10 protein-coding genes are annotated in these 12,167 nt (G+C 65.5%); 7 read left to right on the top strand and 3 right to left on the bottom strand.

What is annotated here, in order from left to right; all coding sequences use genetic code 11:
• Window positions 1-4 precede the first annotated feature (4 nt).
• Both NG900_RS05775 and NG900_RS05770 read right to left on the bottom strand, forming a co-directional pair.
• Window positions 5-1,057: a branched-chain amino acid ABC transporter permease gene (locus NG900_RS05775; protein ID WP_252677763.1), complete on the bottom strand. Its 1,053-nt coding sequence runs from the start codon at window positions 1,055-1,057 to the stop codon at window positions 5-7.
• 105 nt (window positions 1,058-1,162) lie between these two features.
• Window positions 1,163-2,047, bottom strand: a complete 885-nt coding sequence (locus NG900_RS05770; protein WP_252677761.1) for an IclR family transcriptional regulator — start codon at window positions 2,045-2,047, stop codon at window positions 1,163-1,165.
• A 294-nt stretch (window positions 2,048-2,341) separates the two neighbouring features.
• Between NG900_RS05770 and NG900_RS05765 the strand changes: the two genes are divergently transcribed.
• The 4 genes from NG900_RS05765 to NG900_RS05750 all read left to right on the top strand — a co-directional run bounded on the left by NG900_RS05765 (window position 2,342) and on the right by NG900_RS05750 (window position 6,662).
• On the top strand, window positions 2,342-3,301 hold the full coding sequence (locus tag NG900_RS05765) for an MBL fold metallo-hydrolase (RefSeq protein WP_252677759.1): 960 nt from the start codon (window positions 2,342-2,344) through the stop codon (window positions 3,299-3,301).
• A 69-nt stretch (window positions 3,302-3,370) separates the two neighbouring features.
• The gene (locus NG900_RS05760; protein WP_252677757.1) at window positions 3,371-5,050 is read left to right on the top strand and encodes an FAD-dependent oxidoreductase; all 1,680 of its coding nucleotides are present in this window, start codon (window positions 3,371-3,373) and stop codon (window positions 5,048-5,050) included.
• 5 nt (window positions 5,051-5,055) lie between these two features.
• Complete coding sequence (locus NG900_RS05755; protein WP_252677755.1) at window positions 5,056-5,262, top strand: DUF2783 domain-containing protein; 207 nt, start codon at window positions 5,056-5,058, stop codon at window positions 5,260-5,262.
• 149 nt (window positions 5,263-5,411) lie between these two features.
• The gene (locus NG900_RS05750; RefSeq protein ID WP_252677753.1) at window positions 5,412-6,662 is read left to right on the top strand and encodes a glutamate carboxypeptidase; all 1,251 of its coding nucleotides are present in this window, start codon (window positions 5,412-5,414) and stop codon (window positions 6,660-6,662) included.
• 59 nt (window positions 6,663-6,721) lie between these two features.
• Here NG900_RS05750 and NG900_RS05745 read toward each other — a convergent pair whose 3' ends face one another.
• Entirely contained in the window at window positions 6,722-7,639 is a 918-nt protein-coding gene (locus NG900_RS05745) for a LysR family transcriptional regulator (protein WP_252677751.1), read from the bottom strand.
• 147 nt (window positions 7,640-7,786) lie between these two features.
• Here NG900_RS05745 and NG900_RS05740 point away from each other — a divergent pair, with 147 nt between their 5' ends.
• From NG900_RS05740 to fahA, 3 genes are all read left to right on the top strand, one after another.
• A complete protein-coding gene (locus NG900_RS05740; RefSeq protein ID WP_252677749.1) occupies window positions 7,787-9,166 on the top strand; it encodes an MFS transporter in 1,380 nt (459 codons plus the stop codon).
• A 63-nt stretch (window positions 9,167-9,229) separates the two neighbouring features.
• On the top strand, window positions 9,230-10,576 hold the full coding sequence (gene hmgA, locus NG900_RS05735; RefSeq protein ID WP_252677747.1) for a homogentisate 1,2-dioxygenase: 1,347 nt from the start codon (window positions 9,230-9,232) through the stop codon (window positions 10,574-10,576).
• 303 nt (window positions 10,577-10,879) lie between these two features.
• A complete protein-coding gene (gene fahA / locus NG900_RS05730) occupies window positions 10,880-12,151 on the top strand; it encodes a fumarylacetoacetase (protein ID WP_252677745.1) in 1,272 nt (423 codons plus the stop codon).
• Window positions 12,152-12,167: the final 16 nt, after the last annotated feature.

Here is a 12,167-nt window from a genome sequence, read left to right as displayed (position 1 = left end):
CGGCTTACTCCTCTTCGTCGACATGCTTGGTGGTGAGCGAACGCCACAGCAGCACGGGAATGATCAGCGTGAACACGATCACCTCCTTGAACGCCGACGCCCAGAACGATGAATACGACTCCAGCAGCCCCACCAGCAGCGCGCCCAGCGCCGCCACCGGATAGCTGACCAGCCCGCCTACGATGGCGCCCACGAACCCCTTCAGGCCGATCAGGAAACCCGACTCGTAATACACGGTGGTAAGCGGCGCGATCAGGATGCCGCACAGCGCGCCCAGCGCCGCGGCCAGCGTAAAGGCCAGCCGCCCCGCCTGCGTGGTGCCGATGCCGACCAGCCGCGCACCCAGCCGGTTCACGGCCGTCGCGCGCAGCGCCTTGCCCGACACGGTGCGCTCAAAGTAAAAGTACAGCGCCACGATCATCAGCACCGACACGGCCACCACCCACAGGCTCTGGCCCGACACCGAGAGCGCGCCCAGATCAAAGCGCGCATCGGAAAACGCATCCGTGCGCGAGCCTTCCGCGCCGAACATCACGAGGCCCAGCCCCACCATCGCAAAGTGCACGCCCACCGAGACGATCAGCAGCACCAGCGTGCTCGCCTCGGCCAGCGGCTCATAGGCTAGGCGGTAGATCATCGGGCCCATGGGAATGACGATCAGCAGCGTCAGCGCCACCTGCGCGGCCATCGGCAGCGTCATCGGCGCAAGCGCGTTGGCCGCCGCATACACGGCAATCGGGAAGACCAGGTATTTGCCCGCGTAGATGGCACCGGTGCGCAGCGCATGCAGGCGCAACTCCGGTTGCAGCAATGTGCGCCCCATCTCGACCAGGAAGGTCAGCACCCCCAGCGCAACCAACAGGCTGGCCGACAGCGGCGCCTTGTTGGCCTGGATGGCCGCCAGCGTGAGCGCGCCATACGCCACGAACTCGCCCTGCGGGATAAAGATCACGCGCGTGACGGAAAACACCAGCACCAGCGCCAGTGCCAGCAGCGCGTAGATCGCGCCCGATGTCACGCCGTCTTGCGCCAGGATGGCGGCAATCGACAAGTCCATGAGTCTCCTCGTTCTTGTAATCGTGGGGGTCGCGTTGAAACGCGCGGGGCGCCACGAGTTACGAGATGGTAAATTTCTTACGACAGGATGAAATTGGCGACAACCCTAACGCGTTGTCTTTGCGCGCCGGGCGCCAGTCTTGGCAGGACCGGCCACCGGCGTCTGCAGCATCGCCGACAGGCGCGTCACGAAGGCGCGCAATGTGGCCTCCAACTCGCCGCCGCGCTCGGCATGGAACAGCGGCTGCAGGTTCAACGCGATCAGCACCAGGGCGAGTTGCCCCCGTGCGCCGAACACCGGTAGCGACAACGCGCTCACGCCAGGCAACAGGCTGCCCGACACCCACGATGCACCCTCGGCGCGGATCTCTTCACACAGACGGTAGTAATCGGTGAGTGAGCGCGGCAGGCCGGGCAGATCGTCGTCGGCGCGCTCGTGCAGTTCGCGTTCGACCAGCGGCAGCGTCTGTTCCATCGGCTGATAGGCGCCGAACAGGCGGCCGGTGGCGGAATTGAGCATCGGCATGACATCGCCGATGCGCAGGTTCACTCCGGGGGCGCCGCCCGCCTTCTCCCAGTGGACGACGGTCGGGCCGCGATCGCTCCAGACGGCAATGCCGATGGTGTGGCCGGTCTGGTCGCGCAAATCCGCGAGCAAGGGCCGCACGCGGACGATGGCATCGGTGCGGTTGAGGCTGGCAAGCCCCAGACGCAGTGCGAACGGGCCCAGTTCATAGCGACCGGTGAGCGGGTCTTGTGACACCGCGCCCACGCGCTGCAGGCTCACCAGATACCGGTGCGCCTTGGAAGGGTGCATGCCCGCCGCGCGCGCCAGATCGCCCAGCGCCATCGCCCGCATGGCCCGCGTGAGCGCCACCAGCAACTGGGCGCCGACTTCGATGGATTGGATGCCCGAGCGATCGCGGCTGGCACGCGCATCATCGGCATCGCCATCGGCCGGCAGTTCGTCTTCGACTTCAGTGGTCTCCATGTCCGCGGGGCACGTTGGCTGGGTTGAGGGTCAGGCCGTAAAAGTGCTGCGAGCGTAGCACGCTGCGCTCATCGGGCGACCGTGTTTTATTTTTATGCATTGTATAAACGATACTTCTAACAATAATTCTCGTATACCCTAGGCGCATCTCCAAACCGCGCGGTCTATGATTGCCAACGTTCGGTTTGGCCTGATCTCAGCGTGCTCCTTATTGCACACCCCCAACGCTTTCCGGCCAATGATCACCGAAGAATAATTCCCCCAACCGTAATTCACTACACCAGGAGTGACAGAATGGCCAAAGCCTTCGCCTCGCAAGCTGACCTCGAGGCCAAACAAGTCACCTTTACCCAGCTCTCCCCCAACGCGTATGCCTACACCGCCGAGGGCGACCCCAATTCGGGCGTCATCATCGGCGACGACTCGGTGATGATCATCGACACCACCGCCACCCCGGCGATGGCGCAAGACCTGATCGCGCGCATCCGCGCCATCACCGACAAGCCGATCAAGCATGTGGTGCTGTCGCACTACCACGCGGTGCGCGTGCTGGGCGCGTCGGCGTACTTTGCCGAGGGCGCACAGAACATCATCGCCAGCCGCGGCACGTACGAGATGATCGTCGAGCGCGGTGAGGCCGATATGAAGTCCGAGATCGAACGCTTCCCGCGCCTGTTCGCGGGTGTCGAAACCGTGCCCGGCCTGACCTGGCCGACGCTGGTGTTCGAGCGCGAACTCACGCTGTTCCTGGGCAAGCTGGAAGTGAAGATCCTGCACCTGGGCGCCGGCCACACGAAGGGTGACACGGTGGTGTGGATTCCGTCGCAGAAGGTGCTGTTCTCCGGCGACCTGGTCGAATACGACGCCGCCTGCTACTGCGGTGATGCGCAGCTCGAAGAATGGCCGGCCACGCTGGATGCACTGCGCGCGCTGGGCGCCGACAAGCTCGTGCCCGGCCGCGGCCCCGCACTGCTGAACCCCGCCGAAGTCGACAAGGGCCTGGCGTACACGCGCGATTTCGTGTCGACGCTGCTGGAGCGCGGCAAGGAAGCCGTCGCGCAAAAGATGGACCTCAAGGCCGCCATGGCGCACACCCGCGCCGCGATGGACCCGAAGTTCGGCCACGTCTTCATCTACGAACACTGCCTGCCGTTTGACGTGACGCGCGCCTTTGACGAAGCCAGCGGCATCAAGCACCCGCGCATCTGGACGGCCCAGCGCGACCAGGAAATGTGGGCTGCGCTGCAAAGCTGACTCTCTCTTCAATGACCTGATATCCACCAACAAAGCGGCGGCCAAGACCGCCGCAGGTGCGAGCGAGACATGAACCCCGATTTCCAGAACCGCGTTTTCTCCTACACGCCGTGCGCTGAACAGCAGCCCGGCGCGGCAACCGCAACCCGGCCCGTCGTCATCGTCGGCGCAGGACCAGTTGGCCTGGCGACGGCCATCGACCTGGCGCAGCAGGGCGTGCCGGTCGTCGTCGTGGATGACGACTGCACGCTGTCCAGTGGCTCGCGCGCGATCTGCTTCTCCAAGCGCTCGCTGGAGATCTTCGACCGCCTCGGCTGCGGCGATTGCATGGTCGACAAAGGTGTGAGCTGGAACGTCGGCAAGGTCTACCTGAAGAACGAACTGCTCTACAGCTTCGACCTGCTGCCCGAAACCGGCCACCGCCGCCCGGCGTTCATCAACCTGCAGCAGTACTACGTGGAAGGCTTTCTCGTGGAGCGCGCGCAGGCCCTGCCCAACATCGAGCTGCGCTGGAAGAACAAGGTGACGGGCCTCACGCAGGATGCCGATGGCGTAACACTCACCATCGAGACGCCCGACGGCACGTATACGCAGCGGGCGCAGTACGCGGTGGCCGCCGACGGCTCGCGCAGCCCGGTGCGCCAGATGATGGGCCTCGAAGCCCACGGCCAGACCTTCAAAGACCGCTTCCTGATCGCCGACGTGCGCATGGACGCGCCCTTCCCGAGCGAGCGGTGGTTCTGGTTCGATCCGCCGTTTCACCCGAATCAGTCGGTGCTGTTGCATCACCAGCCCGACAACGTCTGGCGCATCGATTTCCAGCTCGGCTGGGACGCCGACCCGGTGGCCGAGAAGCAACCCGAGCGCGTCATCCCGCGTGTGCGCGCACTGCTGGGGGAAGGCGTCGATTTCGAGTTGGAATGGGTCAGCGTCTATACGTTTTCGTGCGAGCGCATGGACCGTTTCCGCCACGGCCGCGTACTGTTCATCGGCGATGCCGCGCACCGTGTGTCGCCGTTCGGCGCGCGCGGCGCCAACAGTGGTTTGCAGGACGCGGAAAACCTCGCGTGGAAGCTGCGCATGGTCCTGAATGGCGACGCGCCCGATGCCCTGCTCGACACCTACGCGAGCGAGCGCGAATTCGCCGCGGACGACAACATCCGCCACTCCACCCGTTCGACCGATTTCATCACACCCAAGAGCGCTGTCAGCCGGCTCTTCCGCGATGCCACGCTGCGGCTGGCCAAGCACTATCCGTTTGCACGCACACTGGTCAACAGCGGGCGGTTGTCGATGCCGACGGTGCTCGAAGGCTCGCCCTTGCAGACCCTCGATGAAGCGCCGTTCGCGTGTGCGCTGGTGCCAGGTGCTGTCGCGCTCGATGCACCGGTGCGCACCGCCGACGGCCGCGCCGATTGGCTGCTCAGCCACTTGCACGACGGCTTCACGGCCGTGCGCTTCTGCGGCGCCGGAGAACACGTCGACGCCTTGCCGTTGCCCACACTGGCGATCTTCCCGGCGGGCGGCATGGGCACCGTCTCGGCCAACGTCATCGCACTGGAAGACATCGACGGCCTCGTCGCCCAACGCTATGACGCCCGCGCCGGCACGCTGTATCTGATACGCCCCGACCAGCACGTCTGCGCACGCTGGCGCACGGTCGACGCCGCCAAGCTGGCCGCCGCCGTACTCCGTGCCAGCGGGCACCCCACCACCGCCCCGTCGCCCCTTGCGGCCGCCACCGCCTGACTGCCATGCCGCTGAACACGCAACCGAACCTGCCACGCCCGGACGATTTCTACGAGGCGCTGATCGACGCGCACCGCAACCTCAGCGACGAGCACAGCGCCATGCTCAACGCGCAGTTGATCCTGCTGCTCGCCAACCACATCGGCGACATGGCCGTGCTGCGCGAGGCGCTGGCAGCGGCGCGCATGGCATTGCCCACGAGCGTCGCCTGAAAACGAGGCCAGGCATCGCCCGGCCTCGCTACCGCGTGTCTCCCCTAATCGTCATCGCCGGGGGCCACGCGCGATAATTGTGTGCGACTCCATCGCGGTGCGGTCCTCCCCGCAATCGTTTGATCCCCACAAAAACCAGAAGACCACTCATGAAAAAACGGCACCTGATGTCATTGGCTGCAGCGCTTGCCTGCGCCAGCTCCGTCACCGCGTTCGCACAACCTGCACAGGCCGACAGCGGGCTGCTCCGTGCCGCAGAACAGCGCAAGGACGCCTTCGTCAAGGACTTGGCCACGCTCACCAACATCGACTCCGGCACCGACGACGCCAACGGCCTCGCCAAGGTGGAAGCCGTGCTCGCGCAACGCCTGAAGGCGCTGGGCGCCAACGTGGAAATCGTTGCTACGCCGCCCGCTGCGGGCAAGGCCGTGGTGGGCACGCTGCGCGGCACCGGCACGCAGAACATCATGCTGATGATTCACTACGACACCGTTTTCGGCGTGGGTGAAGCGGCCAAGCGCCCGTTCAAGATCACCGGCAACAAGGCCACCGGCCCCGGCGTGGCGGATGCCAAGGGCGGCGCGCTGCTGATCCTCTACGCGCTGGAAATCGCACGCGAACGCGGCTTCAAGGACTACAAGACGTTGACCGTGCTCTTCAACCCCGATGAGGAGAAAAGCTCGCTCGGCTCCCGCACGCTGATCACCAAGCTGTCGGCCGACCAGGACTACGTGCTCGTGTACGAACCGCCCGAGGCCGACGTGGTCACGGTGGCCACCAACGGCATCGCCTACGTGCATCTGGACGTCAAGGGCCGCGCGTCGCATGCGGGCTCGGCGCCGGAAGCCGGCCGCAATGCCGCAGTCGAACTGTCCAACCAGATCCTGCAGCTGAAAGACCTGGGCGACCCGGCCAAGGGCACCACGGTCAACTGGACGGTGGTGCGCTCGGGCGACCGCGTCAACATCATCCCGGAAGCCGCATCCGCCACCGCTGACATGCGCATGGCCGACGTGGCCGAAGTGCAGCGCGTGCAGGCCGATGCCGACAAGATCATCCAGAAGAAGCTGATCCCTGAGACCGACGTCAAGGTGAAGGTCGAGAACCGCCGCCCGCCGTTCAGCCGCAACGCAAGCAGCGACCGCCTGGCGGGCGTGGCCGACGGCATCTACAAGGAGCTGGGCAAATCGATCAAGCCGGTGGCCATGCGCTACGGCACCGATGCCGGCTTTGCTTATCACCCCAATACCGGCAAGCCCGTCGTGCTGGATGGCATGGGCATCGTGGGCGACCGGCTGCACTCGTCGGATGAATGGGCCGACCTCGATAGCGTCGTGCCGCGCCTGTATCTGACGGTGCGCATGATGGAAGCCATGGGCAAGGGCAAGCTCAACGATTGACGCAGGCCCGGTTGGCGCAACAGGTCACGCTCGCGCCGGCAGCGTGACCGCCATCGCCCTTACCCCTGCAGTTCGGCAAACCGCTGCGCGACCAGGTTGCGCAGCCACTGGTTGCCGGCGTCCTGATGAAAGCGCCGGTGCCAGAACACGTTGGTCTGCAACGCCGGCAGCTTGAGCGGCGGCGGCGCAAACTGCAGCCCGAACGGCGGCGCCGCGCGCTCGGCCAGCTTGCGCGGCACCGTCACCACTAAGTCCGTCGTGCTGACGATGTACGGCACCGCCACGAAGTGCGGCACCGAGAAACGCGCCGACTGCGTGATCCCCGCCTTGTCGAGCAGCGGCCCGATGGCGTTGTACGGGCTGGCCGAGCTCGCCACCACCAGATGCGATGCACCGCGAAAGCGTTCCAGCGTCAGCTCGCCTTCCGACAGCGCATGGCCGCGCCGGAACATCGTCACGTAATCCTGCTGGAACAGGCGGCGCTGGAAAACGCTCTCGCCCGATAGGTCATCGAACGCGCCGATCGCGAGGTCGATGGCGCCGGCCTCCATCTCCGCCTTCATGTCGAACCCGCCGGCACGCATGGTGTCGATGCGCACGCCGGGTGCCTGTTCCGTGCAGAGCTGCGCGAGCACCGGCATGAAATACACCTCGCCGACGTCGCTCATGGCGATGGTGAAGGTGCGCGCGGAAGTGGCCGCCTCAAAGTGCGTGCGCTGGCCAAAGGCGCGTTGCAGCGTGTCGAGCGCCATCGCCACCGGCTCGGCCAACTGCTCGGCAAGTGCGGTCGGCATCATGCCGCGCGGGGTGCGCACGAACAACTCGTCGTCGAAGGTCTGACGCAGCCGTGCCAGCGCGTTGCTCACCGCCGGCTGCGACAAGCCCAGGCGCTCCGCCACGGCGGAAATGCGCTTCTCGCGCAGGATTTCCTGAAAAACCACTAGCAGGTTCAGGTCTACATCCCGCAGGTTCAGCATAGCGTCGGCTCAATATTCACAATATCAATAGCATGCATTCTCGCATTGATATTCCAAATTTTCACCCGATCCGGACAATACGGCAGACCCGAACCAGAACGACAGAGCGGCCGACCGATGCCGCCAGCCCATCACCGGAGACCATCCATGCGCCCTGCCCCCGCTGCACCGTCCGCGTCCATTGACCTCGCCCGCCTGATCGACCAGGGCAAGGTCGGCGCCTTCCAGATGCTGCTGCTCGCCATCTGCGGGCTGTGCCTGATTATCGACGGCTTTGACGTGCAAGCCATGGGCTACGTGGCGCCGGCCATCGTCAAGGACTGGAACATCACCAAAGCGAGCCTCGGGCCGGTGTTCGGCGCGGGGCTCTTCGGGATGCTGGTCGGCGCACTTGTATTCGGCGTGCTGGGCGACCGCTTCGGGCGGCGGCCGGTGCTGATTGTCGCCACCTTCTTCTTTGCGGCTTGCATGCTGGCCACCACACAGGTGCAGACGGTGCAAGCACTGCTGGTGCTGCGCTTTATCACCGGCCTGGGGCTAGGCTGCATCATGCCCAACGCGATGGCGCTGGCCGGTGAGTTCAGCCCGGCGCGCTCGCGCGTGACGTGGATGATGCTGGTGTCGTGCGGCTTTACCGTGGGCGCGGCACTGGGCGGCTTTGTGAGCGCGGCGCTACTGTCGCGCTTTGGCTGGCAGGCGGTGTTTCTGGTGGGCGGCCTGGTGCCGCTGGCCATTGGCGTGATGATGGTGCTGTGGCTGCCCGAATCGCTGCAATACCTGGTTCTCAAAGGTGATCCGCAAACGCGCCATCAACGCCTCGCGCGCTGGCTGGGCAAGCTGGCCCCGCAACTGCAGGTGAATGCGCAGACGCAGTTCGTGGTGCCCGAGGCGCCTGCACGCGGCATGCCGGTGTCCGCCTTGTTCACCGAAGGCCGCGCCAAGGTGACGCTGGTGCTGTGGGTCATCAATTTCATGAATCTGATCGACCTGTATTTCCTGTCGAACTGGCTGCCGACGCTGATCCGCGAAGCGGGCTACGCGACGGACACCGCCGTGCTGGTGGCGACCGCTCTGCAGGTGGGCGGCGTAGTCGGCACGCTCACGCTGGGCCGGTTGATTGATCGCCTTGGCTTTGTGCGCGTGCTGGCCGTGTGCTTCCTGATCGCCTGCGCCACCGTCGCGCTGATCGGCCATGTGGCGGCGGCGCTGCCGCTGCTGGTGGCAGTGGTGTTTGTCGCCGGCTTCTGCATCGTCGGCGGGCAGCCGGCCGTGAATGCGCTGGCCGCCACGTATTACCCGACCACGCTGCGCGCCACCGGCATCGGCTGGAGCCTGGGCGTGGGCCGCATCGGCTCGGTGCTCGGCCCCGTGGTCGGCGGACAGTTGATCGCCATGCAGTGGACGGGCCAGGCGCTGTTCCAGGCGGCGGCGGTGCCGGCGCTGGTGTCGTTCGGCATGGTGCTGATGCTCACGCTGGCCGCCAGTGGCGCGGACGCCGCACGCTTTGCGGCGCGCAAGCCGGCCTGATTGCGCTTTAACGACTACGCTTTCCCTGAAGAACCTCACGACTTTTTCTCCAAGGACTTCACCATGAACATGCTCGCCCCGACGGCCAAGAACGCATTCACCCCCGCGTCGCTGGACCGCCCCGCTTACCAGAGCGGCTTCGGCAACGAGTTCGCCACCGAAGCCCTGCCGGGCGCACTGCCGCACGGCCAGAACTCGCCGCAAAAAGCGCCGTATGGCCTGTATGCCGAGCAAATCTCCGGTACGGCCTTCACCGCACCGCGCGCGCATAACCGCCGCTCATGGTTCTACCGCATCCGCCCGGGCGCCGTGCACCTGCCGTTCGAGGCCGTCGGGCAGAGCCGCTTCCACAGCAACTTCAACGAAGTGCCGCCCTCGCCCAACCAGTTGCGCTGGGACCCGCTGCCCGCTCCGGCCGCCGGCACGGATTTCGTCGACGGCATCGTCACCTTTGCCGGCAATGGCGGCCCCGACGCGCAAACCGGCTGCGGCATCCACCTGTACGCCGCGAACGCGGACATGACCGACCGCTTCTTCTACAACGCCGACGGCGAGCTGTTGATCGTTCCGCAGCAAGGCCGCCTGCGTCTGCTGACCGAGATGGGCGTGGTCGATGTCGAGCCGCTGGAGATTGCCGTCATCCCGCGCGGCGTGCGCTTCCGCGTCGAATTGCCGGACGGTGAAGCCCGCGGCTACATCTGCGAGAACTTCGGTGCGCTCTTCCGCCTGCCCGATCTGGGCGTGATCGGCTCCAACGGCCTGGCCAACCCGCGCGACTTCCTCACGCCGCATGCCTGGTACGAAGACCGCGAGGGCGATTTCGAACTCGTCGCCAAATTCCAGGGCAGCTTGTGGACCGCGAAGATCGGCCACTCGCCGCTGGACGTGGTGGCCTGGCACGGCAACCTCGCACCGTACAAGTACGACCTGCGCCTGTTCAACACCATCGGCTCGATCAGCTACGACCACCCGGACCCGTCGATCTTCCTGGTGCTGCAGAGCCCCTCCGCCGTGCCCGGCGTGGACACCATCGACTTCGTGATCTTCCCGCCGCGCTGGCTGGCGGCCGAGAACACATTCCGCCCGCCCTGGTTCCACCGCAACGTCGCCAGCGAATTCATGGGCCTGATTCAAGGCGTGTACGACGCCAAGGCCGAAGGTTTCGTGCCCGGCGGTGCCAGCCTGCACAACTGCATGAGCGGCCACGGCCCCGACGCCGACACGTTCGAGAAAGCCAGCAACGGCGACACCAGCAAGCCGCACAAGGTGGACGCCACGATGGCCTTCATGTTCGAAACGCCGGCGGTGATCCGCCCCACGCGCTTCGCAGCCGAATCGGCACAACTGCAAGCCAAGTACTTCGAATGTTGGCAAGGCCTGAAAAAGCATTTCGACCCGACGAAGCGCTAACACCGAATTCGCCTTGGCGCCAAGGCAAGCACCCAGAAGGTGTGGCCGTACTCTGCCCTAGATGGCGCCTTGAATTTTTGTTGCAGAGAGGAAAAAGGAAGGGGAACTGTCTGAGCGAAGCGAGTTTTCCCCTTCCCCTCTCTGCGACATAAATTCAAGGAGTCTTTCGCCATCTCGGGCGCGCCTTTCTTTGCTTACTTTCTTTGGCAAGACAAAGAAAGTGAGTCGCCCCCGGCAGGGGGTGAAATAGCGGACGCACCAACAGCGTCAAGAAATAACCGCCCCAAACGAACTGCCCCCACCATGACCACACGACAACTGAGCTGGCTGGAATCCGCCAACACCCCCGACACCCACTTCCCGCTGGAGAACCTGCCCTTCGGCATCTTCTCCACCAAGGACAACCCCTCGCCGCGCGCCGGCGTGGCCCTGGGCGACCAGGTGATCGACCTCGGCGTGCTGGATGACGCTGGCCTGCTGCCCGCCTCCACGCGCGGTACCTTCCGCACCGGCACACTCAACACCTTCATCGCCCTCGGCAAGCCCGTGTGGCACGAAACCCGCAAGAAGCTGCAAGCACTCTTCAGCGTTGCCGATACCCACGTGCGCGACAACGCCACGCTGCATGCACGCGCACTGGTGCCGCAATCCCACGCCGTGATGCACCTGCCGATCGACATCCCCGGCTACACGGATTTCTATTCCTCCAAGGAACACGCCACCAACGTCGGCCGCATGTTCCGTGATCCGGAAAACGCGCTGCTGCCCAACTGGCTGGAAATCCCGATCGGCTACAACGGCCGCGCCAGCTCGGTGGTGGTGAGCGGCACGCCGCTGCACCGCCCGATGGGCCAGATCAAGCTGCCCGACCAGCCGCGCCCGATCTTCACGGCCTGCCGCAAGCTGGATTACGAACTGGAGATGGCCTTCGTGGTCGGCAAGCCGAGCGCGCTGGGCGAACCGGTGTCCGTCGATGCCGCACCGGACCACATGTTCGGCGTGGTGCTGCTCAACGACTGGAGCGCACGCGACATCCAGCAATGGGAATACGTGCCGCTGGGCCCGTTCAACTCGAAGGGGTTCGGCACCTCGATCTCGCCGTGGATCGTGACGATGGAAGCGCTGGAGCCGTTCCGCGTGGCCAACCCGGCGCAATCGCCCGAGCCGCTGGAGTACCTGCGCCAGAACCACCCCAACGCCTACGACATCGCACTGGAAACCGCACTGCGCCCGCATGGTGGTAAGCGCGCCACCATCGCCCGCACGAACTTCCGCGCGATGTACTGGACGATGGCGCAGCAACTGGCGCACCACACCGTGTCCGGCTGCAACGTACGCGTGGGCGACCTGATGGGCTCCGGCACCATCAGCGGCACCACGCCCGATTCGTATGGCAGCCTGCTGGAGCTGACCGTCAATGGCAAGCAGCCGCTCGACCTTGGCAACGGCGCCAAGCGTGCGTTCCTGGAAGACGGCGACGAAGTCATCATGACCGGCTGGTGCCAGGGCGATGGCTATCGCGTGGGCTTTGGTGAAGTGCGCGGCGAGATCCTGCCGGCGCGCGGCGCGAAGTAAAGCCGCCTAAGCGACG

This window comes from Ralstonia soli (assembly GCF_023955655.1).
GTDB lineage: Bacteria > Pseudomonadota > Gammaproteobacteria > Burkholderiales > Burkholderiaceae > Ralstonia > Ralstonia soli.
The sequence above is the reverse complement of the archived record's forward strand: the minus strand, read 5'-3'. Positions and strand labels throughout refer to the sequence as shown.

Bases quoted from the DNA above. Each gene is read 5' to 3' on its own strand.
- NG900_RS05775 (WP_252677763.1), bottom strand. From the start codon at position 1,057: ATGGACTTGTCGATTGCCGCCATCCTGGCGCAAGACGGCGTGACATCG.
- NG900_RS05770 (WP_252677761.1), bottom strand. From the start codon at position 2,047: ATGGAGACCACTGAAGTCGAAGACGAACTGCCGGCCGATGGCGATGCC.
- NG900_RS05765 (WP_252677759.1), top strand. From the start codon at position 2,342: ATGGCCAAAGCCTTCGCCTCGCAAGCTGACCTCGAGGCCAAACAAGTC.
- NG900_RS05760 (WP_252677757.1), top strand. From the start codon at position 3,371: ATGAACCCCGATTTCCAGAACCGCGTTTTCTCCTACACGCCGTGCGCT.
- NG900_RS05755 (WP_252677755.1), top strand. From the start codon at position 5,056: ATGCCGCTGAACACGCAACCGAACCTGCCACGCCCGGACGATTTCTAC.
- NG900_RS05750 (WP_252677753.1), top strand. From the start codon at position 5,412: ATGAAAAAACGGCACCTGATGTCATTGGCTGCAGCGCTTGCCTGCGCC.
- NG900_RS05745 (WP_252677751.1), bottom strand. From the start codon at position 7,639: ATGCTGAACCTGCGGGATGTAGACCTGAACCTGCTAGTGGTTTTTCAG.
- NG900_RS05740 (WP_252677749.1), top strand. From the start codon at position 7,787: ATGCGCCCTGCCCCCGCTGCACCGTCCGCGTCCATTGACCTCGCCCGC.
- hmgA (WP_252677747.1), top strand. From the start codon at position 9,230: ATGAACATGCTCGCCCCGACGGCCAAGAACGCATTCACCCCCGCGTCG.
- fahA (WP_252677745.1), top strand. From the start codon at position 10,880: ATGACCACACGACAACTGAGCTGGCTGGAATCCGCCAACACCCCCGAC.